The sequence below is a fragment of the Actinophytocola sp. genome, from assembly GCF_009379765.1.
In the GTDB taxonomy this organism is placed as follows: Bacteria; Actinomycetota; Actinomycetes; order Mycobacteriales; family Pseudonocardiaceae; genus Actinophytocola.
The window spans coordinates 1-22901 of the sequence record NZ_WHTD01000070.1; the positions used below are offsets into that span (position 1 = coordinate 1).

Annotated in this window: 19 protein-coding genes and 1 pseudogene; 9 read left to right on the forward strand and 11 right to left on the reverse strand. The window is 72.4% G+C overall.

All coding sequences use genetic code 11. From position 1 onward, the window contains the following. Positions 1-161: 161 nt before the first annotated feature. From GEV28_RS21440 to GEV28_RS21450, 3 genes and pseudogenes are all read right to left on the reverse strand, one after another. Positions 162-590 carry a MerR family transcriptional regulator gene (locus tag GEV28_RS21440; protein ID WP_291413898.1) on the reverse strand — a complete coding sequence of 143 codons (429 nt, stop codon included), beginning with the start codon at positions 588-590 and terminating at the stop codon, positions 162-164. 9 nt (positions 591-599) lie between these two features. Continuing rightward, positions 600-1180, reverse strand: a pseudogene (locus GEV28_RS21445) (diguanylate cyclase); the annotation flags it as partial. 25 nt (positions 1181-1205) lie between these two features. After that, positions 1206-2420 carry a lycopene cyclase family protein gene (locus GEV28_RS21450; RefSeq protein ID WP_291413899.1) on the reverse strand — a complete coding sequence of 405 codons (1215 nt, stop codon included), beginning with the start codon at positions 2418-2420 and terminating at the stop codon, positions 1206-1208. A gap of 33 nt (positions 2421-2453) precedes the next feature. Between GEV28_RS21450 and GEV28_RS21455 the strand changes: the two genes are divergently transcribed. Both GEV28_RS21455 and GEV28_RS21460 read left to right on the forward strand, forming a co-directional pair. After that, a complete protein-coding gene (locus GEV28_RS21455) occupies positions 2454-3998 on the forward strand; it encodes a dGTP triphosphohydrolase (RefSeq protein ID WP_291413900.1) in 1545 nt (514 codons plus the stop codon). 159 nt (positions 3999-4157) lie between these two features. After that, positions 4158-6986, forward strand: a complete 2829-nt coding sequence (locus tag GEV28_RS21460) for a S8 family serine peptidase (protein ID WP_291413901.1) — start codon at positions 4158-4160, stop codon at positions 6984-6986. Positions 6987-7057: 71 nt separating this feature from the next. Here the strand turns inward: GEV28_RS21460 and GEV28_RS21465 are convergent, their stop codons facing one another. Further along, a complete protein-coding gene (locus GEV28_RS21465) occupies positions 7058-7945 on the reverse strand; it encodes a hypothetical protein (RefSeq protein WP_291413902.1) in 888 nt (295 codons plus the stop codon). A 131-nt stretch (positions 7946-8076) separates the two neighbouring features. Between GEV28_RS21465 and GEV28_RS21470 the strand changes: the two genes are divergently transcribed. Next, positions 8077-8769 carry an acVLRF1 family peptidyl-tRNA hydrolase gene (locus tag GEV28_RS21470; RefSeq protein WP_291413903.1) on the forward strand — a complete coding sequence of 231 codons (693 nt, stop codon included), beginning with the start codon at positions 8077-8079 and terminating at the stop codon, positions 8767-8769. Next, complete coding sequence (locus GEV28_RS21475; RefSeq protein WP_291413932.1) at positions 8766-9188, forward strand: SRPBCC family protein; 423 nt, start codon at positions 8766-8768, stop codon at positions 9186-9188. The genes GEV28_RS21470 and GEV28_RS21475 overlap by 4 nt, the downstream gene beginning before the upstream one ends. A 25-nt stretch (positions 9189-9213) precedes the next feature. Here the strand turns inward: GEV28_RS21475 and GEV28_RS21480 are convergent, their stop codons facing one another. The 3 genes from GEV28_RS21480 to GEV28_RS21490 form a co-directional block, all read right to left on the reverse strand. Next, positions 9214-10401, reverse strand: coding sequence for a cytochrome P450 (locus tag GEV28_RS21480; protein WP_291413904.1), 1188 nt, complete (start codon positions 10399-10401; stop codon positions 9214-9216). Continuing rightward, on the reverse strand, positions 10395-12866 hold the full coding sequence (locus GEV28_RS21485) for an AMP-binding protein (protein ID WP_291413905.1): 2472 nt from the start codon (positions 12864-12866) through the stop codon (positions 10395-10397). The genes GEV28_RS21480 and GEV28_RS21485 overlap by 7 nt, the downstream gene beginning before the upstream one ends. A gap of 259 nt (positions 12867-13125) precedes the next feature. Next, positions 13126-13893: an SDR family oxidoreductase gene (locus GEV28_RS21490; RefSeq protein WP_291413906.1), complete on the reverse strand. Its 768-nt coding sequence runs from the start codon at positions 13891-13893 to the stop codon at positions 13126-13128. A 177-nt stretch (positions 13894-14070) separates the two neighbouring features. Here GEV28_RS21490 and GEV28_RS21495 point away from each other — a divergent pair, with 177 nt between their 5' ends. Together GEV28_RS21495 and GEV28_RS21500 are read left to right on the forward strand one after the other, a co-directional pair. Beyond that, entirely contained in the window at positions 14071-15711 is a 1641-nt protein-coding gene (locus GEV28_RS21495; RefSeq protein ID WP_291413907.1) for an ABC-F family ATP-binding cassette domain-containing protein, read from the forward strand. Between the two features lie 130 nt (positions 15712-15841). After that, the gene (locus tag GEV28_RS21500) at positions 15842-16051 is read left to right on the forward strand and encodes a helix-turn-helix domain-containing protein (RefSeq protein WP_133909271.1); all 210 of its coding nucleotides are present in this window, start codon (positions 15842-15844) and stop codon (positions 16049-16051) included. A gap of 6 nt (positions 16052-16057) precedes the next feature. On the opposite strand, the gene GEV28_RS21505 is transcribed toward GEV28_RS21500, so the two are convergent. Next, complete coding sequence (locus tag GEV28_RS21505; RefSeq protein ID WP_291413908.1) at positions 16058-17410, reverse strand: glycosyltransferase 87 family protein; 1353 nt, start codon at positions 17408-17410, stop codon at positions 16058-16060. 102 nt (positions 17411-17512) lie between these two features. Between GEV28_RS21505 and GEV28_RS21510 the strand changes: the two genes are divergently transcribed. Beyond that, positions 17513-19381, forward strand: coding sequence for an ABC transporter ATP-binding protein (locus GEV28_RS21510; protein WP_291413909.1), 1869 nt, complete (start codon positions 17513-17515; stop codon positions 19379-19381). Positions 19382-19397: 16 nt separating this feature from the next. On the opposite strand, the gene GEV28_RS21515 is transcribed toward GEV28_RS21510, so the two are convergent. The 3 genes from GEV28_RS21515 to GEV28_RS21525 form a co-directional block, all read right to left on the reverse strand. Then, positions 19398-19766, reverse strand: coding sequence for a DUF1801 domain-containing protein (locus GEV28_RS21515; protein ID WP_291413910.1), 369 nt, complete (start codon positions 19764-19766; stop codon positions 19398-19400). Positions 19767-19832: 66 nt separating this feature from the next. Then, positions 19833-20399: a nucleotidyltransferase family protein gene (locus GEV28_RS21520; RefSeq protein WP_291413911.1), complete on the reverse strand. Its 567-nt coding sequence runs from the start codon at positions 20397-20399 to the stop codon at positions 19833-19835. A 228-nt stretch (positions 20400-20627) separates the two neighbouring features. Further along, entirely contained in the window at positions 20628-21287 is a 660-nt protein-coding gene (locus GEV28_RS21525; protein WP_291413912.1) for an SDR family oxidoreductase, read from the reverse strand. A 102-nt stretch (positions 21288-21389) separates the two neighbouring features. On the opposite strand from GEV28_RS21525, the gene GEV28_RS21530 reads away from it, so the two are divergent. Further along, a complete protein-coding gene (locus tag GEV28_RS21530) occupies positions 21390-22160 on the forward strand; it encodes a TetR/AcrR family transcriptional regulator (RefSeq protein WP_291413913.1) in 771 nt (256 codons plus the stop codon). Then, a complete protein-coding gene (locus GEV28_RS21535; RefSeq protein WP_291413914.1) occupies positions 22157-22852 on the forward strand; it encodes an alpha/beta fold hydrolase in 696 nt (231 codons plus the stop codon). Before GEV28_RS21530 ends, GEV28_RS21535 begins: the two co-directional genes overlap by 4 nt. Positions 22853-22901 lie beyond the last annotated feature (49 nt).

A 22901-nucleotide genomic window follows, 5' to 3' on the forward strand; every position in this document is an offset into this window, starting at 1 on the left:
CGAATCCCATCGACCAAGATCCACGAGACACGACCAGGCCATGTCTCGCGGATCTTGGATCGTGGTATTCGCGCCCAGATGCCCCCTGGCCGCGTTGTCGGAAGGCCCGAATACAACCCGGTATGCGCGGCCTTCCGCCGCCTTGCCAGGAGCCATCTGGATCACGAATCCCATCGACCAAGATCCACGAGACACGCCCTGGCCGCGTCGACCGGGCCGGCCCCGGCCGCCCGCAGCTCGCCCTGGTAGTAGGCGATCTTGGCCCGGATGTGGTCCTGCTCGGCGCGGAGCTGCTCGATCTTCTTGTCGATGTCCTGGTCGTGCTCCTCGAGCACCTCGAGCCGCTCGGCGACGGTCTCGTCGCCGCCGCGGGCGAGCTCGGCGTAGCGGACCATGCGCTGGATCGGCATGCCGGTCTCGCGGAGGCAGCGCAGGATCATCAGCCAGCTCACGTCGTCCTCGGTGAACACCCGCTGGCCGCCCGAGTTGCGTTCGATGTCGTCCAGCAGGCCGATGCGCTCGTAGTAGCGAAGGGTGTCGATGCTGAACCCGGTCTGCTCGGCGACCTGGCCCGGTGAGTAGCGCCGCATCAGTCGAGTCTAGGCCGGCGTGCCCATCGCGCGGTTGCTGTCGTGGTCGGGGCGCGGCAGCCGGCCGCGCAGCACCTCGACCTCGTCCGACCGCGGCCGGCCGAGCACCCAGCTGGAGCTCTCGACCGACCTGGCGCGCTGCTTGATCGGCGCGAGCAGCCGGGACGCCTCGCGGCAGGAGTCGACCGACCGCACCGCGCAGACCAGCGAGGCGAGAGACCGTGCCGGTCAGGTCGTCGACGGTCCAGGTCCGGTCGACGAGCTCCTTGGCGACCGTGGCCACCTCGTCCAGGTCGGTGACCACGAGGAAGTCGTCGCCGCCGACGTGCGCGACCCGGGTGCCGGGCAGCGTCGACTCCGCGTCGGACAGGCCGTCCCGACGGTCCGGATCAGGTCGTCGCCCGCGGCGAACCCCTTCGTGTCGTTGACCGACTTGAACGAGTCCATGTCCAGCCAGCTGACCACGAACATCTCGCCGCGCTCGATGCGCCGGTCGATCTCCCGGGCGCCGTGCCGGTTCCGGGCAGCCGGGTGAGCGGGTTGAGCGCCGCGGCCTGCTCGACCTTCGCGTCCGCGACCCCGCGCCACAGTGAGCGTCGATGTGCGGTGCGCCGTTCACCGCCCGAAGGCGAGGACCCGCCGCAGCCCCCACGGCGCCACCCGGAAGAGGCCGGCCATCGCGGCGACGGTGCCCGCGAGGTCCTCCCGGCCGGAGAGGTAGGCGCGCTGCCGGTTCGCCGGGAGCGCGAAGAACAGCGAGAAGAGCTCCTCGGTCCGGCCGGGCCCGAGGGCGAGGAGCGCGCGCAGCCCGGCCCGCCGCAACCGATGGACCGCCCGGGCCTCGGGCGACCAGACCACCCGCCGCGCGGCGCGCGCCCCGCCGGAGGCGATGGCCTCGGCGACCAGCGGCGCCAACCGCACCGAGTCCGCGATGCTGTACCCGGTGGCGGGATGAACGAGTCCCGCCGCCGCCCCGAACGGCACAACCCTCCACTCGCGCCCCGAACTTGTCCACAACCCCCGCGCGACCCCCGATCCCGCCACCCCCGACCGATAGACTGGCATCAGGGGCGCCCCCCGGGAACGGGTGGGGGACGGGCACCACGCGCGTGCGCGCGAGGCGGGCATTTCCGCTGGTGGGCCCAGGTCGAGCGGGAAGCGCACGCGTTCCACCTCCGCGTCCCCCGGGTCGATGCCGTGCGCCGCCAGCCGGGCCAGCAGACGCGAGCGCAGGTCGGCGAACGGCAGGCCGGGGCGGCGGGCCAGCGAGGTCTCCTCCAGCAGCACCCGGCCGTCCGGCAGCGGGATCGCATAGAGGAACGTCGGCGGGCCGGGCAGCGGCTGGCGCCAGTCCATGAACACCGCCTCGCCGGGCCCGACCAGCGGTGCCGCCACCTCGGCCGGCACCCGGAACCCGAAGGCGGTCTGCTCGACCCCGCCGCGAGCACGGGCGCCGGTCGCGTCGATCACCACCGGGGCCTCGACCGTGCCGCCGCCCGTCAGCTCCACCGCGCCGTCGACCAGGCGGCCGGTCCGCACCTCCACCGCCGGGTGCGCGAGGGCCGCCCGCACCGAGGCGTTGTCGAGCACCGCGTACTCCCGGTCGAGCCACCGCGACCCACCCGCGACGACCCGGGCCCGCGCCACCACATACCCGGCGCCGGGTGGCAACAGCGGAGCCTCGTCCAGCCACATGCCGTACGTCGCCGGCCACGGCGCGAACGGCCGGGGCGCGACGAGCGCGGTGCGCAGCCCGCGCGCGGCACACGCCCGGGCCGCCGCCCACCCGGCCGGCCCCGCCCCGGAGACCACGACATCGGCAGCGAACACACCGAAGATCCCAGCACAGTAGGGTCGTCGGGCATGGGTGAGGGACGCGAAGCACGACGGTCGGCCGGCAAGTCGGGCGATCTCGCCGCCAGCCCGTTCCGCGCGGACCGGGACCGGGTCGTCGCCTCGCCGTTCTTCGCCCGGCTCGGCGGGGTCACCCAGGTCGTCAGCGCCAGCGGCTCCGGCCTCCTGCACAACCGGCTCACGCACAGCCTCAAGGTCGCCCAGGTCGCCCGCGCCATCGCCGAGCGGACCACCGGCGACCCCAGGCTCGCCCCGCTCCTGGACAAGCTCGGCGGCTGCGACCCGGACGTCGCCGAGGCCGCCGGGCTCGCGCACGACCTCGGCCACCCACCGTTCGGCCACCTCGGCGAGCAGGTGCTCGACCGGCTCGCCCGGCACCGCTTCGGCCTCCCCGACGGCTTCGAGGGCAACGCGCAGAGCCTGCGCATCGTCACCACCACCGACACCGGCGGACCCAACGCCGTCGGGCTCGACCTCACCGCCGCCGTGCGGGCCGCGATGCTCAAGTACCCGTGGACCCGCCTGTCCCACCCCGACCCGCACCCGCGGCACCTCCAGGACCCGCCGCGCGGCGCGTCCGAGCCGCACGACGAGCCCGGCACCGGGTCCAGCAAGTTCTCCGTCTACGTCACCGAGCTCGACGACATGGTCCAGGCCCGCAGGCCGTTCGAGAGCCGGGTGGCGCCGTGGCAGCAGACCGTCGAGGCCTCGGTCATGGACATCGCCGACGACATCGCCTACGCCATCCACGACCTCGAGGACTTCCACCGCATCGGCGTCCTGCAGCACGCCCCGGTCGCAGCCGAGCTCGGCCGCTGGCTCACCGGCGCGCTCGAGCTCGCCGAGCTGGACGACGCGCTGCTCGCCGCACACTCCCGCAGGCCCGGCTACTCCCTCGAGCAGCTGCGCCGCCGGCTGCACCGCCGCGACTCGTGGATCGTCGACGACGACGCGTTCGTCGCGGCGGTGTCCCGGGTGCGCAGCGAGCTCGTCGACAACCTGCTCGCCACCCCGTTCGACGGCTCGGTCGAGGCCGAGCAGGCGGTCGGCCGGTTCTCCGCGGGCTGGACCGTCCGCCTCGTCACCGACATGGGCGTCGTGCTCGACCCGCCGACTCGGTCCGGGCACGTCCTGCTCGCCCCCGCGCAGTGGCACGAGGTGCAGGTGCTCAAGTTCGTCCACCGGCGGTTCGTGCTGCTCCGCCCGGATCTCGCGCTGCACCAACGAGGTCAGGCCCGCCTCCTCGGTTCCCTGGTGCAGGCGCTGGAACAGTGGCTCACCGACCGCTACGAGTCCAACCGCCTGCCGCGCAGGCTGCAGGACCTCGTCACGCTCGCCGAACACGAGTACGGTTCACTTGCTGAGACTGATATGTCCACTTTGGTCGGTGCGGTCGGTGAGGCACCCCAAGGGGCGGCGGGAATCCGGGAGCTCGCGCGCGGACGTGCTGTGATCGATTTCGTCGCGTCGCTCACCGACAGTCAGGCCGCGGCGCTCCTGGACGCGCTGTCCGGCCGGAGTGCACAGCCGTGGTCAGACGCTTTCGTTCTGTGAGTCGCTAACAGTCGGCAATTGGTAACGCACTCCGGGTGTGGTTGAGCCGAATGGCCGCTGCGTGCGAAAGCACCGAACCATAGGTTTGGCCTGACCGGGGATACCCCGGCTGGCTGTCCGTGTTGTCGGGGCACGGCCGAGGATTCGCGGAGGGAATCCGTGCGTAAACCTGCTCACGCATCACGAAGATCCCGAGTTCTGCTCACCACCGCCACCTGCCTGCTCGCCGTCATCGGGCTCGCGAGCCCGGCGGCGGCGGCTCCACCGTCCGAGGACCAGAAGGCCTCGGCCGCCGCGGAGAACGCGGCCCGCCAGATCGGCGCGCTGCAGGACATCAAGAAGAGCGCCAACAAGACAGAAGCCAAAGTGGACAGCAAGCTGCTGGTCGAGCTGAAGGCTCGCAGCAGCCGGGCGGCCACTAGTGCGGTGCCCCGACTGCAAAGCGGCGTCAAGGTCACCGGCAACAAGACCCTCGTGGACATCCGCGGCACGGTCAGCGCCGACCTGCAGAAGGCGCTCACCAACGCGGGCGCCACCCTCAAGTCGGTGTCCACTCGCTACGGAACCATCCGGGCGGACCTGCCGGTCTCGGCGATCAACGCGATCGCCGGCCGGGCCGACGTGCGGAAGATCGAGGTGGCCGGCGGCGCCATGACCGCCCGCCAGCTCAACCCGCACGCCAAGCCCGCGGCGCCGGAGTCCAAAGAGGCCAAGGCGGCGCGGATCGCCCAGAACACCCGGGCGGCACTGGCCGACCGGGCCGGGGCGATCGACAGCGCGGGTGACCGCACGCACAACGCGGACACCGCGCGCGAGACCATCGGCGTCACCGGTGTCGGCGTGAAGATCTGTGCGCTGTCCGACGGCGTCGACTCGCTGGCCACCTCGCAGGCCGGCGGCGAGCTGCCGGCGGTCGACGTCCTGGCCACCCAGGCGGGCTCGGGCGACGAGGGCACCGCGATGCTGGAGATCATCCACGACGTGGCGCCCAACGCGGAACTCGGTTTCGCGACCGCGTTCAACAGTGATGCCAGCTTCGCGGACAACATCCGGGCGCTGCGCTTCGACCGGGCCTGCGACATCATCGTCGACGACATCATCTACTTCAAGGAAGCGCCGTTCCAGGACTGGATCATCGCCCAGGCCGTGAACGACGTGATCGCCGACGGTGCGATGTACTTCTCCTCGGCGGGCAACGAGGGCAACACCGTCGACGGCACCGCCGCGCACTGGGAGGGTGACTTCGTCAACTCCGGCCAGGTGATCGGCAAGTTCGCCGGGTACGCGCACGACTTCGACCCGTCGGAGAACACCCAGGTGTTCGAGCCGATCTCGGACGCCTCGTCCGCGGGTGTGCCCGTGCTGCTGAACTGGTCGGACCCGCTCGGCGCGTCGAACAACGACTACGACCTGTACCTGCTGGACGCGGGGGGCAACGTCGTCGCGTTGAGCCAGGACTACCAGACCGGAACCCAGGACGCCTACGAGCGGGTCGACACCCCGTTCTTCGGCGGCACCGGCCTGCGCCTGGCGATCGTGAAGTTCTCCGGTGCGGACCGGTACCTGTCGCTGTCCGCGCTGCGTGGTCGGTTCTCCGACTCGGCCGACGGCCTGAAGGCCTTCAACACGCCGGGCGTCACGTTCGGCCACTCGGCGGCCCGGGGCGCGTTCAGCGTCGCGGCGGCGCCGGCGGACGAGCCGCTGCCGTTCGACCTGGAGCCGGGTGACCCGCCGAACCCGAGCGGTCCGTTCCCGGACGCGTTCGGCTCGGACACCGCGCTCGAGCGGTTCACCTCGGACGGTCCGAGGAAGGTCTTCTACGAGGCCGACGGCACCCCGATCACGCCGGGCGACGTCAGCTCCACCGGTGGCGAGGTCCGGCAGAAGCCGGACATCACCGCCGCGGACGGCGTGCGCACCAGCGTGGGCGGGTTCGACCCGTTCTACGGCACCTCGGCGGCCGCCCCGCACGCGGCGGCGATCGCCGGTCTGGTCCTGTCGGGCAACCCCGGCATCGACCCGGCGGAGATCCGTGAGGCCCTGGTCAACACCGCGATCGACATCCAGGCACCCGGCTTCGACGGGCGCAGCGGGCACGGTGTGGTCCTGGCCGACAAGGTGCTGGAGTACACCGGGGCGAGCCCGCAGCCGCTGGCCGTGGCCGCGCAGCCGAAGATCACCCCGACCGACGGAGGCGAGTTCATCCACCCGGGTGACTCCGCCACGGTCGAGCTGCCGGTGACCAACCGCGGTGACGCCACCGCGGTCTCCACCAGCGTGGTGCTGACCTCGCCGACCGCCGGCGTGACCATCAGCCCGCGCGCGCAGTCCTACGGTGCGATCGAGAAGGGCGAGACCACGGTCAAGACCTTCACGTTCACCGTTCCGGCTTCGCACCCGGTGGGTGTGCCGGTCGTGCTGAACACGCGGGTCACCTTCGCCGGCGCCTACTCGCCGACCACGGCCGGCTTCTCGGTCGAGATCGGCGAGCCGTCACCCACCGCTGTGGACTTCGCCTACGCCGGACCGGCGGTCGCGATCCCGGACGCGAGCACCGTCGGTGCGAGTGTCGAGATCCCGGTCACCGGCATCGGCTCGGCGTCGAAGGTGGCGTTCTCGATCGACGGCACGACCTGTGACACGACCACCGGCTCGACCACGGTCGGACTGGACCACACCTTCGTCGGTGACCTGGTGGGCACGCTCACCTCGCCCTCCGGCGCCACCGCGACGGTGTTCAGCCGCAACGGTGCGGGTGGGAACAACCTGTGCCAGGTCGTGTTCACCGACGACGCCGAGGCGCCGTTCTCCTCGGTGAACTCGGGTCTGGCGCCGTTCACCGGCAGCTGGCAGCCGAACCAGCCGTTCACCGGGCTGCGTGGCCCGGCGGACGGGAGCTGGACGTTCAGCGCGTTCGACCTGGCCGGTGCCGACACGGGCTCCATCCGGGCGGTCTCGCTGCACATCAACGGGTACGTCACGCCGTGACGTCCTGACCACTGATCGACGAAGATCGGCCGCCGCCGGCACACCATCGCCGGCGGCGGCCGCTTCGTGTCTCAGGTCAGCTGGGTCAGCTTGAGGTTGTCCCGCGGCACGCGCACGGTCCACTGCTCCGTGCGGCCGGTCGTGTGGCTGTCGCTGTCCTCGGTGCTCACCTCGCCGCCGACCTTGATGATCTTCCAGTCGAGGCCGGCCGAGCCCTTCGCGCCGGCCTTGTGCGCGGCGGTCTGCTCGTCCTTGGCGCTCACCGTGACGTCCTGGAACCCTTGCACGGCCTTGAACTTCACCGCCTCGCCGGAGACGTTGAAGTCGCCGGAGCCCTCCAGGCGCAGGTACTCGTCGCCGTACAAGGCGTCCACGTACAGCTTGATCGTCGCGTCCTTCCTCGGTGCCCACACCTGCGGGATGGACAGGATCCCGTCGTCGACCTCGCCGTCGTGCGCGGCGGTCTTGCCGTCGGTGTCGACGATCCGGGCGTAGAAGCGGGCGCCGGTCAGCGGCTTCTCGAGGAAGTTGTCGGCGTTGATGAGGATGTTCACCAGCGCCCAGTCCCGGCTGTGCTCGGAGTCGTCGGGAATCGCGCTGCCGCGGGCCTGGACGACGGTGACCCAGAGGCTGCCCTCGACCGTCGGCTCGTCCCACTCGTAGCCGCTGGCCTCCGGTTCGAGGGTGACCTTGAGCTCGTGCTGGCCGGCCGGCAGCGGCCCGCAGGTGAACCACTCCTCGTCGACCGTGCCGCCGGGCATGCTCTGGTGGGTCTGACCGCTCTGGAACACGCCGCCCGCGGTGAAGGTGACGCCGAACGGGCCGGTCTCGTTGTAGTCGTCGTTGTCCAGCTCCAGGTACACGTGGACCTTCTCGGCGGAGTTGGCCTCGCCGTGCTCGTGGGCGAAGCCCTCACCTTCGGTCTGGAAGAAGAGCTGCTTGATCTTCGGGCCGGCCATTGTGGACTACCTCTCGTGCCGTGCGGGTCGTTGCTCCAAGTGTTGGGAAATCCCACGGGTTCGGTATGTCCGGCGGGCGCCCTTCGGGGCAGTCACCGCCGCGCTACCGGGCGACCGCGTACGGTCGGAAGGTGAGCAAGGCCAGGGCGGTGGCCGGCGGCGGGCACGCGGTCGAGGTCGAATCGGAGCGGGTCGCCGGCTGGTTCGACCGGTTCGCCGCGCGGCACGGGGGAGTGGCCCGCACCGACCGCGGGCCGGCGGCGGTGGTGGTCACGGCGGTCGACGGGGCCACCGCGACGTGCGCCGTGCCGTTCGCGCCGCTCACCGACACCGGCTCGGTCGCCGGACTGGCCGTCGAGCCGCTGGTCGCGCACCTGCTGGCACCGCGCCGGGTGGGGTTGCTGCTCGTGCGGCTCGGCGGACACAGCGTCGGGGTCGCGCGGGACGGCGTCGTGGAGTCCTCGCGCACCGACCGCCGGCTGGTGCACGGCCGCAGCGCCGCCGGCGGGTGGTCGCAGCACCGGTTCGCCCGCAGGCGCGCGGGTCAGGCGCGGGTCGCGCTGCGGGCCGCCGCGGCCGACGCCGCCGAGGTGCTCGTGCCGCGGCTGTCCGAACTGGACGCGGTGGTGCTCGGCGGCGACCAGAAGGCACTCGACGGCTTGCGCGCCGATCACCGGCTCGCCACGCTGTTCGCACTCGCCGAGCCGCGGGTGCTCGACGTACCCGAGCCACGGCGCACGGTGCTCGACGACGCCGCCCGGCGGGCGCGAATCGTCGAGATCGTGGTGCGAGAGAACAGAAGGGGGTCTGGTTGGCCAAGGTGAACGCGTCCGTGTCGGTGCCGGCGCCGCCCGACCGGACCTGGGCCACGGCCGCGGACCTGTCCCGCTTCGGCGAGTGGCTGTCCCTGCACGAGGGTTGGCGCGGCCCCGTGCCGGTGGAGCTCACCGAGGGCGTCGACCTGACGTCGGTGGTCACCGTGATGGGCCTGCGCAACCGGGTCCGCTGGCGCATCGAGCGGTACGCGCCACCCACCGGGCTCACGATCTCCGGCCGCGGCGTGGGTGGCGTGCGGATCGCCCTGGACCTGGCCGTCCGCGCGGACGGCGCCGACCGCTCGACCGTCAGCATCGACGCCGAGGTCACCGGCCGCCCGGTGTTCGGCCCGATCGGCATCGCCATCGGCCGTGCGGTGCGCGCGGACCTCCGCAGGTCCGTCGCCGCCCTGGCCGCCCTGGTCTGAACCGGAGCGGCCAGGGCGGCCCCGGTCAGGCGGTGGGCACCAGGCTCGGGGTCAGCCGCACCGGCAGGTAGCTGGTGCCAGTGGTGAAGTTGGACGCCGTGTAGTCCGGCTCGCCGGTCAGCTCGACCGCCGAGACCCGCTTGGTCAGCTCCTCCAGGAACACCGCCAGCTCCAGCCGGGCCAGCCGCGCGCCGAGGCACAGGTGCCGGCCACCGCCGAAGGTGAGGTGCCGGTTGGGCGTGCGGTCGATCAGGAACCGGTCCGCGTCGGGGAACGCGCGCTCGTCGCGGTTGGCCGACACGTTCCACACCGTCACCCGGTCGCCGACCGCGATGTCCCGGTCGCCGATCCGGGCGGGCCGCATCGCGGTGCGCATCACGTGCACCCCCGGCGTGGTCCAGCGCAGGATCTCCTCGACGGCCGTGGGGATCACCTCGGCACCGCGGGACCGCAGCAACGCCCACTGGTCCGGGTTCCGGGTGAGCGCCAGCAGCCCGCCCGCCGCGGAGTAGCGGGTCGTCTCGTTGCCGCCCGCCATCACGCCGTTGCAGTTGACGATGATCTCCTCGTCGGTGAGCTCCTGCTCGCCGTCCGGGGTGTCGCGGCGGTCGGTGGCGATCCGGCTGATGAAGTCCGTGCCAGGGTTCTTCCGCCGCTCCCGCAACAGCTCCGTGAAGTAAAGGAAGATCTCCGCGTGGTTGCCGGACCGGACCTCCTCGTCGTCGCCCTCGAACGCGCCGTTCATCGTCGCGCCCAGCCAGTCCCACTCCGGGCGGGGCACGCCCAGCAGCGCGCACACCACCCGGGTCGGCAGCCGGCGGATCACCTCGACCATGTCGACCTCGCCCGCGGCCAGCGCCTCGGCGAGCAGCTCGCGCACGATGCCGCGGACCAGGTCCTCGCTGTGGTCCGGGAACACGCTCTTGTTCAGCACCCGCTTGAGCTGCGTGTGCTCCGGTGGGTCCGACACGATCAGCATCCGCTGCGACACCGCGGCGACCGCGGCCTTGTTGGTGTCCAGCCGCATCCCGTACCGCGACGAGAAGACGTCCGAGTCGCGGTAGACCTCCACCGCGTCGGCGTACCTCGTGACCGCCCAGAATCCGCCGCCGGACTCGTGCCGGTGCACCGGGTCGTTCTCCCGCAGCCACGCCATCGCCGGCCAGAACGAGTTGCCGCCGAACGCCGCGTTGTCGGTCAGGTCGATCAGCACGGCACCCCCTGCGGCGCCACGATCTCGCCCAGCAGCTGGGGGATCTCCCGGGCGTGGTGCATCGCGAACACGTGCCCGCCGGCGAACTGGCGGCGCGTGACGTCCCGGCCGAGGAACGCCGCCCACTGGTCGAGCTTGTCCGGCGTGGCCAGGTCGTCGCCGTCGCCGCCCCACACGTGCACCTCGCTGCCGATCCCCGGATCGGGTGGTGGCTCGTAGCCGACGGTCAGCAGCACGTCCTTGCGCACGAGCTCGATCACCTGCTCCTCGGTGTCCTCGTCCAACCCGGCGCCGGCGATGCCCCGCCGGATGGACGCCACCAGTGTCTCGGGGTCCTCGCGCAGGTGCGGTGGCTCGCAGGCGGCCAACACCAGCGCCGCCGGCCACCGGCCGTGCTCGCCGAGCAGCCGGGCCAGCTCGTAGCCCACCAGCCCACCGAAGCTCTCGCCGAACACGACGAGCGGCTGCTCCGGGTCGGCGAGCGCGGTGAGCTCCCCGGCCACGGCGACCACGATTTCGTCCAAAGTGGACGGATGAGGCTCGCCGAGCCGGGTCTCCCGGCCGGGCAGTTGCACGCCCACCACGGACACCGCGTCGCCGAGCTCGGCCTGCCACTCGCGGAACCGGCCGCAGCCCGTGCCCGCCGGGGGAACGCAGAGCAGCGTCGGCCGCCCGGTCGTTCCGGTCGACCACGGCACCAGCCACGAGCCGGTCCGCGCGATCACGGGCCGGTCGCCGCCCTGGCGGTCCAGCTCCGCGGCCAGCGCGGCGGGGGTCGGGTGCGCCAGCAGGTCCTGCATGGACAGTCGCACCCCGGTGCGCTCGCGCAGCTCCGCCACCACCCGGGCGGCGAGCAGCGAGTGCCCGCCCAGCTCGAAGAAGTCGGCGCCCACGTCGGTGACCGGCCGGTCCAGCACCGAGCTCCACGCGTCGCACACCTCGACCTCGCGCGGCGTCGACGGGCCACGCCCGGCCAGCACCGGCGCGCTCGTCGCCGCGTGCTGGGCCAGCAGCTCCCGGTCGACCTTGCCGTTGGCGGTCGTGGGCAGCACCGGCACGATGTCGATCATGCCGGGCACCATGAAGTCCGGCAGCCGGTCCCGGCAGTGCCCGCGCACGGCCGCGACCTCCACCGTCGCGCCCGCCCCCGGTACGGCGGCGAGCCCCAGCGCGTCGCCGGTCTCCAGCACGAACGCCGCCGCCGCGGTGACCTCCGCCAGCTCCTCGACCGCCTGCTCGACCTCGCGCAGCTCCACCCGGAACCCGCGCACCTTCACCTGGTCGTCGCGCCGGCCGACGAACTCCAGCAGCCCGTCGCGCCGGACGGTCACGAGGTCACCGGTCCGGTAGACCCGCTCGCCCGACGGCAGCGTCGGGAACCGCGCCGCGGTCAGCCCCGGCCGGCTGCGGTACCCACGCGCCACGCCGGGCCCGCCGACGTGGAGCTCGCCGGTCGACCCGTGCGGCACCGGTGCCCAGTCGTCGTCGAGGACGTGCGCGGTGTAGCCCCGGATCGGGCGGCCGATCGAGAGCACGTCGTCGCCGCGGGCGCTGTCCGCCCACAGCGCCGCGATCGTGGTCTCGGTCGGGCCGTAGACGTTGAGCATCCGGCGGCCCACGGCGAGCCGCTCGGCCAACCCGCGCGGGCAGCGCTCGCCGGCCACGACCACGGTGTCCACGGAGGACAGCGCGTCGACGCACGAGGCGAGCAGCGTCGGCGGCATGCAGACCGTGCGCGGCGCCGCGGCGGCGATCCGCGCGGCGAGGTCACCCGGCTCGCCGTCGGCGAGGTCGATGATCGCGGTGCCTTGCCCGTGCAACAGGAACAGCAGCGTGCACCACAGCCACCCGTCGAACGCCGGGGACAGCGGGTTCGCGCCCACCCCGCCCGGGGTGAGGCCGAGGTCCGCGAGCGCGGCGAGGAGCGTGCCGAGGTTGCCGTAAGTGACCTCGACACCCTTCGGCCAGCCCGTGGTGCCGGAGGTGTAGATGACGTACGCGCACTCGTCCGCGGCCGGGACCACGAGGTCCGGGCAGAACCCGGAGGCATCCTCGATGCCGACCCGGCGCACGCCGGCCGGGACGACGCCCGGTGCGATCCGGTCCGCCAGCAGCAGGTCCACGCCGGCGTCCCGCAGGATGAAGTTGACCCGGTCGGCCGGGTACCGGTCGTCCACCGGCACCGCGGTCGCGCCCAGCCACCACACCGCGAGCAGGCCCGGGACGGTCAGCCGGGACCGGCCACCGCCCACGCCGACCGCGGTGCCGGGCCGCACGCCGCGCTCGGCCAGCATCCCGGCCACCGCCCGGGTCCGGTGCGCGAGCTCGACGAAGTCGAGTGTGCCGTCCGCCGCCGAGACGGCCGTCGCCGTGGGCGTGTCCAACGCCCACCTGTCCAGTGCGGCGAGCACACGGCCCGCCCCGGAACTACCGTCGTTGTCCACTGGTAAGTGGGACGTGCTCATTCCCGGATCCTGTTCTATCGCAAGGGAAAAGGGCAGGGTGAAGTGGCTCCGGGGCAGGTGCAGGGCCCATCGGAGCTGTGATCGAGCGATGACGATCAGTCAAGGTATCGGCAACGCCGGGTAACAACCAGGCTCCATTCGGCTAACGATGTTGGTGCGGGAACCACTCGAACGGCCCAATGCCAACGGCGGGAATCCGGCGTCGCAGACAGACGAACGGCCCGGCGGATCGCTCCACCGGGCCGGACGGGTGAGAGGTTCAGCCGAGGGAACCGGTGGCCAGCATTCCGCCGTCGATCCGGACGGTCTCACCGGTGATCCAGGAGGCGTCGTCGGAGGCCAGGAACGCGACCATCCGCGCCACGTCCACCGGCTCGCCGAGGCGCTTCATCGGGTAGGCGTTGGCCGCCTGCTCCTCGTGGTCGGTGTAGAGCATCTCGGCGAACTTGGTCTTCACCACCGCGGGTGCCACCGCGTTCACCCGCACGCCGGGGCCGAGCTGCCAGGCGAGCTCCTCGGTGAGCCGGATCAGCGCGGCCTTGCTCGCACCGTAGGCGGCGAGCACGCCCGACGAGCGCAGGCCGGCGACCGACGCGATGTTCACGATCGAGCCGCCGTGCTCGGCCATCCAGGCCTTGAGCGCGAGCTGCACGAAGCCGAGCGCGCCGACGACGTTGACGTCGAAGATCTTGCGCACCGCGTTCAGGTCGGCGTCGGCGAGTGGGCCGAAGGTCGGGTTGATGCCGGTGTTGTTGATCAGCACGTCGAGCCGGCCGAGCTCGTCGACGGTGCGGCGCACGACCTCCGCCCGGTCCTCGTCGCGGCCGGTGTTCGCCGGGATGCCGAGCACCCGCGCGCCGGACACCTCGGCGCGCAGCTGCTCGGCCGCCGCCTCGACCTGCTCGGGCTTGCGTGAGGAGATCGTCACCGCCGCGCCGCCGCGGGCCAGCTCCGCCGCGATGGCGAGCCCGATTCCGCGACTGGCACCCGTGACCAGTGCGACCTTGCCGTGGAAGTCTGCAGTCATGGCTCGAGACTCTAGCTAAGCGGCCGCTTAGTGCGCGAGTGCCAGGCAACGCCGTTGCCCGCTACCCGTAGACTCGACGGCGTGGTGGTTCGTACGGACTAGGCCGCAGGCGGGCTCGCCGGTCACGACCGGCGAGCGGACGAGGCCTGCCCATCACCACCCTCACGGAGTCTCCGCATGATCACCGCCACGGATCTCGAACTGCGTGCAGGCACGCGCATCCTGCTCTCCGACACCACGCTTCGGGTCCAGCCGGGCGACCGGATCGGCCTCGTCGGGCGCAACGGCGCCGGCAAGACCACCACGCTGCGCGTGCTGGCCGGCGAGGGCGAGCCCTACGCCGGCGGCCTGCGCCGCGCGGGCGAGCTCGGATACCTGCCGCAGGACCCCCGCGAGGGCAACCTGTCGGTCACCGCCAAGGACCGGGTGCTCTCCGCACGCGGTCTGGACCAGCTCCTGCGTGACATGGAGAAGGCGCAGTCGGCCATGTCCGAGCACGCCGACGAGGTGCGCCGCGACCGCGAGGTCCGCCGCTACGGCCGGCTCGAGGAGCGGTTCGCCTCGCTCGGCGGCTACGCGGCCGAGAGCGAGGCCGCGCGGATCTGCGCCAACCTCGGCCTCGCCGACCGGATCCTGGCCCAGCCGCTGTCCACCCTGTCCGGCGGTCAGCGCCGCCGGGTCGAGCTCGCCCGCATCCTGTTCGCCGCCGCGGAGTCCGGCAATGGCACAAGGTCTGGCAACGGGGCCGGCACCACGCTGCTGCTCGACGAGCCCACCAACCACCTCGACGCCGACTCGGTCACCTGGCTGCGTGGCTTCCTCAAGACCTACAACGGCGGCCTCGTCGTGATCAGCCACGACGTCGAGCTGCTCGCGGAGGTGGTCAACAAGGTCTGGTTCCTCGACGCCATGCGCGGCCAGGTCGACCTGTACAACATGGGCTGGCAGCGCTACCTCGACGCGCGCGCGGCCGACGAGAAGCGCCGCCGCCGCGAGCGGGCCAACGCGGAGAAGAAGGCGTCCGCGCTGCACGCTCAGGCCGACAAGATGCGGGCCAAGGCCACCAAGGCGGTGGCCGCGCAGAACATGGCGCGGCGGGCCGAGCGGCTGCTGTCGGGGCTCGAGGACGTCCGGCGGGCCGACAAGGTCGCCAAGATCCGCTTCCCGGAGCCCGCGCCGTGCGGCAAGACCCCGCTCACCGCCGAGGGCCTGTCCAAGAGCTACGGCTCGCTCGAGGTGTTCACCGGTGTCGACCTCGCGATCGACCGCGGCACCCGGGTCGTCGTGCTCGGCCTCAACGGCGCCGGCAAGACAACCCTGCTGCGCCTGCTCGGTGGCATGGAGCAGGCCGACTCCGGGTCGGTCGTGCCCGGCCACGGGCTGCGGATCGGCTACTACGCCCAGGAACACGAGACGCTCGACCACCGGGCTTCGGTGTGGTCGAACGTGCGGCACGCCGCGCCGGACACACCTGAGCAGCAGCTACGGTCGCTGCTCGGCACGTTCCTGTTCTCCGGCGAGCAGCTCAACCAGCCGGCGGGGACGCTTTCCGGTGGCGAGAAGACCAGGCTGGCGCTGGCGGGGCTGGTGTCGAGCGCGGCGAACGTGCTGCTGCTCGACGAGCCGACCAACAACCTCGACCCGGCGAGCCGGGAGCGGGTTCTGGAGGCGTTGCACAACTACGCGGGCGCTGTCGTACTCGTCACGCACGACCCCGGTGCGGTAGAGGCGCTTGCGCCCGATCGGGTGATCTTGCTGCCGGACGGTACCGAAGATCACTGGTCAGCGGACTACCTGGAACTCGTTCAGCTGGCCTGATGCGGCGCGATCGAGTGACCGACTTCATGGCTATTTTCGATCTCACCTGGCATTCCGAGCCTTCGTGTTCGATCATTGCGTCGGCAGGTGTATCAGAAACCTCCGTCACACGCTACGGAAGGCGGACGACGTGGCTGATCTGAAGAAGGGCGCGCGGATCACCGGTAGTACGCGCGACAAGCTGGCCGCTGACCTCAAGAAGAAATACGAGAAGGGCGCCAGCATTCGCGCCCTGGCCGAGTCGACAGGTCGCTCCTACGGGTTCGTGCACCGGGTGCTGTCAGAGTCCGGTGTCACGCTGCGGGGCCGTGGTGGCGCCACACGCACGAAGAAGAAGTAGGTCTCGTCAGGGTTGGCTGCCGCGGGTGTCGGGGTTCGCGACCAGATCATCGGTCGGTCCCGCGGTTGTCCGGTCCTTGCCCGTTCGTCCGAGCGTCGTTCCGCCGACGGACGCGAACCCGATCATCGCGCCGAGCAGCGCCAGTGGGTATACCAGGTAACCCCAGCGCGTGGCCGGCGCGAGGATGATCGCTGCCCCGAGACCGGCGGCGATCCGCAGCGTCGCACCCGCGGGATCCCGCGGTGGGCGCAGGATGAGCCACGCGACGATGGCGCACGCCGCCGCGGCGAGGATCACCAGCGACACGGCGTGTCCGACCGGTCCCAGCTGCGCGACCAGGTGCCCGGGCAGCGGGCTCGCCGCCGGTGAGCCCGCCTTGCCGAGGCCCGCCGGGTACAGGATCACGTGCTCCACGAACGACGCCGGGTCCACCAGCAGCACCGGCACCACGACGACCGCGACCGCCGCGACGATCGTGCCGAGGAAGATCGCCAGGTCGCGTCTGCCTCGACGGCCGCCGCGGTGGACGAGCACGGCGACGGCCAGCACACCCAGCGCCGGCAGGGCGGTGAGCTTCATCGTGGCCACCAGCGCGCAGACCACGCCCGCCCACACCAGGTTGGTCCGCGCGGGTCTGCGGCCGTAGACGAGCGCGGTCGCGAGCACGATCAACGCGATCACCGGGATGTCGTCGCCCGCGACGACGACCGTGAGCAGGGTGAGCGGGCTGGCCGCGGCGAGCTGGGCGGCGAGCACGGGCACCCGCGGCCACCCCATCACCGCGAACGCCGCCACGGCGATCAGCACGGTCGCGACGGCGAAGGCCACCCGCGCGTCGGTGAACGCGCCGTCGCCGAACAGCGCGCGGGGGAGGCCGAACACGGTCATCGACGGGCCGTAGGGCGTGTAGTCGTCCGGGTGCGCGGCCCGGTCGAGCAGCGACAGGTCCGGGTAGGGCGTTCCGTCGGCCAGCAGCAGGTCGGCGGACCGCTCGACCACCCACACCTCGGGTTGGGACGGGAACGCCCATGGCCACTGGCCCCACACGAAGCTCGGCGACCGGCGGAAGATCAGCACGAGCAGCGGGACGAGCCCGGCGAACAGGCCCGCGATCGCGACCGGCGTCCAGCGCGAGCGCACGATGCTCGAGGCGCCCGACAGATCCGTCCTGGACAATAGGGCGAGGCAGGTGAGCGCGGCGGCGAGAAGGTAGCCGACCGTGGCGAAGTTGCCCCAGACCCGATACCCGTAGAACTCCGAGAACACGGCGTTCCCGGCCGCGAACAGCAGGCTCACCGAGTAGATGAGCAGGTCGAGACGGCGGCCGCGGAACTGCGCGCGCTGCCCTGTCTGCTCCACGCGGGCAGGCTACCGATGGGCGCGCCGCTGTTCGCTCTCCGGGTAACGGGAAGCCCGTCACGCCGACCGGTGTTGACGAGGCAGGGGGAGAAAGAGGGCGATGTGGAGAACACGTGGTCTTTCATGCGCGGCGCCATGCACGCGGCGGACGCGCCAAAGGGCCTGCACAAGGGGACGATCCGGCGGGTGTTCCGGTTCACCGGACCGCACCGGGGCAAGCTGGTCGTCTTCCTGCTGCTGACGATGATCTCGTCGGTGCTCGTGGTGTCGACCCCGCTGCTCGCCGGGCAGGTGGTGGACGCGATCGTCGGCGGGCACGACGTGTCGCTGGTGGTGTGGCTGGCCGTGGCGATCGCCGGCGTGGCGATCCTGGACGCCGGGCTGGGGCTGGCCGAGCGGTGGCAGTCCTCGCGCATCGGTGAGGGGCTGATCTACGACCTGCGGCGCGCCGTGTTCGAGCACGTGCAGCGGATGCCGGTGGCGTTCTTCACCAGGACGCGGACCGGCGCGCTGGTGTCGCGGCTGAACAACGACGTGATGGGGGCGCAGCGGGCGTTCACCTCCACGCTCGCGGGCCTGGTGACCAACGTGATCCAGCTGGTGCTGTCGGTCGCGGTGATGATGACGCTGTCCTGGCAGGTCACCGCCCTCGCGATGGTGCTGCTGCCGATCTTCGTGCTGCCGGCGCGGCGGATGGGCAAGCGGATGGCCGACCTGCAGCGCGAGTCGGCCGGGCTCAACGCGTCGATGACCACCCAGATGACCGAGCGCTTCTCCGCGCCGGGCGCCACGCTGGTGAAGCTGTTCGGCCACCCGCGGGCCGAGGCCGACGAGTTCGGCGGCCGCGCGGCGCGGGTGCGCGACATCGGCATCCGCACGGCGATGCTCACCCGGTGGTTCATGACCAGCCTGACGCTGGTGTCGGCGCTGGCGCAGGCGCTGGTGTACGGGCTGGGCGGTTACCTGGCGATCACCGGCTCGCTGGCGCCGGGCACCGTGGTGGCCCTGGCGCTGCTGCTCACCCGGCTGTACTCGCCGCTGACCGCGCTCGCGAACGTGCGGGTGGACGTGATGACCGCGCTGGTGTCGTTCGAGCGGGTCTTCGAGGTGCTGGACCTCGAGCCGATGATCAGCGAGGCGAGGTCGCCGCGCACGGTGCCGGACGGCGGGGTGTCGGTAACGCTGGAGGACGTGCGGTTCGGGTACCCCGCGGCGGACAAGGTGTCGCTGGCCTCCCTGGAGGAGGTGGCGGTGCTCGACCAGCGCGGGGGTCAGGAGGTGCTGCACGGGGTCTCCTTCCGGGCCGAGCCGGGGCAGATGGTGGCGTTGGTCGGGTCGTCCGGCGCGGGCAAGTCGACGATCGCCTCGCTGGTGCCGCGGCTGTACGACGTGGAGTCGGGTGCCGTTCGTCTGTCCGATGTGGACGTGCGGGAGCTGTCGTTCGACGCGCTGCGGGACACGGTCGGCGTCGTGACCCAGGACGGCCACCTGTTCCACGACACGATCCGGGCCAACCTGGCCTACCCGCGGCCGTCGGCCACCGACGAGGAGATCTGGGCGGCGCTGCGCCAGGCGCGGCTGTCCGACCTGGTGTCGTCGTTGCCGGACGGGCTGGAGACCGTGGTCGGTGAGCGTGGCTACCGGCTCTCCGGTGGCGAGCGGCAGCGGTTGACGATCGCCCGGCTGCTGCTGGCGCAGCCCCGGGTGGTGATCCTCGACGAGGCGACCGCGCACCTCGACTCGGAGTCGGAGGTGGCCGTGCAGGAGGCGCTGACCTCGGCACTGGCCGGTCGCACCGCGATCGTGATCGCGCACCGGTTGTCGACCGTCCGCGCCGCCGACCAGATCCTGGTCGTGGAGGACGGCCGGATCGTGGAACGCGGCGACCACGAGTCGCTGCTGGAGGCAGGCGGGCGCTACGCCGACCTGTATCGGACGCAGTTCGCCACGCAGCCCGCGACGGCGGCCTGAGCCGCGGCGCGACCGGTCAGTCGAGCATGTCGGTCTGGTGGGCCACGGCCTGCCGGACCAGCTCCGCGATCTCCCGCGGGTGCTCCACTGCCCGGTCGTGCCCGACCTGGCGCAGGTAGCGGCTCTCGCCGCGTAAGAGCCGGGCCGGGTCGTCGAGCAGGGCGCCCTTGTGGAACATCAGCTGGACGCCCTTCTCGGTGGCCGCGACCGCGCACAGCCAGTGGTGCCAGTCGCCGCCGGCGGTGAAGGTGAGGCGGCGCCACCTCATCGCCTCCTCGAGCTCACCGTCGGCGGCGTGGACGAGCTCGGCCAGCGCGCGAATCTGCGCGCGCCGGTCGTGGTGCTCGGTGAGCCAGGTCTCGACCTCGGTCGGGTGGCCGGTCATCGGGAGAGTCCCCCTCCGTGTCTCGCGTACCGGAACACCGTCGCACCGGGGTCCGACAGTTTCGGCTCAGCCGGGAAGATCCTCGGGCCGGTCGACGTCCTCCCCCGCGGCGGCGTCCTCGCAGGGCACGTCGAGCGGGTGGTGCGCGGCGAGATAGGTCCGCGCGCCCGCGTCGCCCCGCGCGCTCTCGGCGACGTCGGCCCAGCGGTCCCGCCCGATGAGCACCGGGTGGCCCGGGCGGCCGTGGTAGGTCGCCCGGGCGAGCGCGTCGGGTGCGGCGAGGTCGACGAACCGGCGCACGGCCGCCGCGGTGACCCCCGGCGTGTCGACGGGCAGCACGAGCGCGGCCACGGCGTCGCTGTCGCCGAGCGCGGCCAACCCGACCCGCAGCGACGAGCCCATGCCGGTGGTCCATTCGGGATTGTCCACAAGCGACGAGCCGGGCAGCTCCGCCGTGCCCCGCACCTCGTCGGCCGCCGCTCCCAGCACGACGACCACCGGCGCGCAGCCGCCCTCGTGCAGGACCCCGGCCGCGTGCTCGACGAACAGCCGGCCGCGGTGGCGCACCAACGCCTTGGGCATCCCGAACCGCCGCCCACCACCAGCCGCCAGCAGCACTCCCGCCACACTCACGAAACCAGCCTAGCCAGCATGCCGGCCCCATGACGGAGACGCCGCGGTCGCGGCACGGCCTTGGCCTCCGGCCCCGGTTTCCAACCTACGAGCTGGCACCGACAGCGGTGAGCCTCATCGGACGCGCCTGTGGACAGGCCGCCTCTGGCAGCCGTTGATGCCGCCCCGCACCGGACACCCCCGGGTCCCCGCCTCCCGGCCCGAATGGGGGGACTCGCTGGTCCCGGATCACCGGAACTCCTCGACATTGTCCCGAACCCACCGCGCATACGTCCGCGCCGGCCGCCCGGTGACTTCCTCGACCGTCGGCAGCGGCCGCAGCATCGCGTCCCACTCCTCGACCGTGAGCTCGGGAACCGAGGTGGGGGAGTAGGCCTCCGCCTCGTGGATCGGCAGGCCCCGCCAGTCCGGGTTGCAGTACCGGACCGCTCGCGAGGCCCGGATCGGCGGTCCGAACAGCTTCAGCGTGTTCGAGGCGAACTCGCCCGGCCGCAGGTGTGTCCACTCGAGACCGGACGCCTCGACCGCCCGCTCCACCGGCAGCTGGAAGTCGTCGTCGAGGCCGGCGGAGACCGCGCCGGACGACAGCGTCACGACCCGCCGCACCCCGGCCCGCACGGCCGCGTCGACGACCTCGGTGGCCGTCCGCGGTTCCGGGAACAGGTACAGCCGGTCCACGCCGGAGAGCGCCGCGGCCACCGACTCCGGCTTCAGCAGGTCCCCCCGCACCACCTCCACCCCGGCGGGCACCGCGGCCGGCATCGCGGCCGGCATCGCGGCCGGCATCGCGGCCCGGGTCATCGCCCGCACCCGCTCGCCGGCCGCGGCGAGCTGCGCGACCACGTGCCGGCCGACCTGTCCGGTCGCTCCCGTCACCAAGATCGTCATCGCTGGCTCCTCCAATATGGGTACGATGTACGCGATTTGCGAGAGAACCCTAGCCAACTGGGTGCGGTGTACGCAAATGTCGCCTTCTACGATGAGCGCACGATGACCGAGCACCAGACCACCTCGGCGGCATTCGGCGGCTCGGCAGCCGCGGCCCGCAGCATGGAGCTGCTGTGGGGGACCAAGCCGCCGCCCAGCCGGGGCCGAAAGCCTGGCATGACCGTCGACCGGATCGTCGCCGCCGCCATCGAGGTGGCCGACGCCGAAGGGCTGGACGGGCTGTCGATGCGCCGCGTGGCCGACGGGCTCGGCGTCGGCACCATGTCGCTGTACCGCTACGTGCCGTCGAAGGCCGAGCTGCAGGACCTGATGCTGGACGCGGTGATCGGCGACGACGTGCCTTCTCCGCTCGGGTCCGGTGGCTGGCGGGCCGGCCTGGAGCGGCTGGCCAGGAGCAGTCTCGATGGGTACCTCAGGCACCCGTGGCTCCTGCGCATGTCGCTGACCAGGGGCGCGATGGGGCCCAACCAGACCGCCGCGCTGGACGCGGTGCTCCGGTCCATCGACGGGATCGGGCTGTCCGGTGGCGAGCAGATGGCGGTGGTCCAGCTGGTCACCGGTTACGCGCACGGCGTCGCCCAGCAGCTGGTCGACGCCACCCAGGCCCAGCAGCACTCCGGCCTGTCCGACGAGCAGTTCCGGACCGAGTTCGCGCCGTTGCTGGACGAGCACCTCACCGCGGACCGCTTTCCCGCGCTCGAGAAGCTGTGGCGCAACGAGGAGATGGGCTGGGTGGACCCCTTCGAGTTCGGGCTGGAGCGCGTGCTGGACGGCATCGAGACGCTGGTCGCGGCGCGCGGGGTCGCCTCGTGACCAGCCCGAGCCTGCGGGTGTTCGGCCCGGCGCGGCCCGCCGACGTGCGCGCGGTGGTGCTCGTGCTGCACGGCGGCCAGGAGACGAGCAAGGCCCGCGCGCACCGGTTTCGACCCACCTACCTGCGGATGTTGCCGTTCGGCCGCGACCTGCGGTGGGCCGGCCGGGGCGCCGGCGTCGCCGTGTGGGCGCTGCGGTACCGGTACCGCGGCTGGAACCGGCCGGACCTCGACCCGGTCGCGGACGGCCGGTGGGCGCTCGGGGAGATCCGCCGTACCCACCCCGACGTGCCGGTGGTGCTCGTCGGCCACTCGATGGGTGGCCGGGTGGCGCTGCGGATCGCCGAGGACCCCGCGGTGGTGGCCGTGTGCGCGCTCGCGCCGTGGACACCCGAGTCCGAGCACGTCGACCAGCTGGCCGGGCGTACGGTCCTCATCGCGCACGGTGACCAGGACACGGTGACCGCCCCGGCGCTGTCCCTCGCGTACGCGGTGCGCGCGAAGGAGGTCACCGACGCCGTCTGCCGCTTCGACGTGCGCGACGAGTCACACGCGATGCTGCGCCGCGCGAAGGACTGGCGGCTGCTGGTCCGGCGGTTCGTCCTCGGCGTCCTGGGTATCGCCCACATGGACCACGTCATCGCGAGTGCGCTGGCCAAGCCGTCGCCCGGTGGGTTGAGCGTCCCGCTCTGATGCCGGTCTCGTACGGTGTGCCCGAACCGATGCGCAACCTCCATGGCGG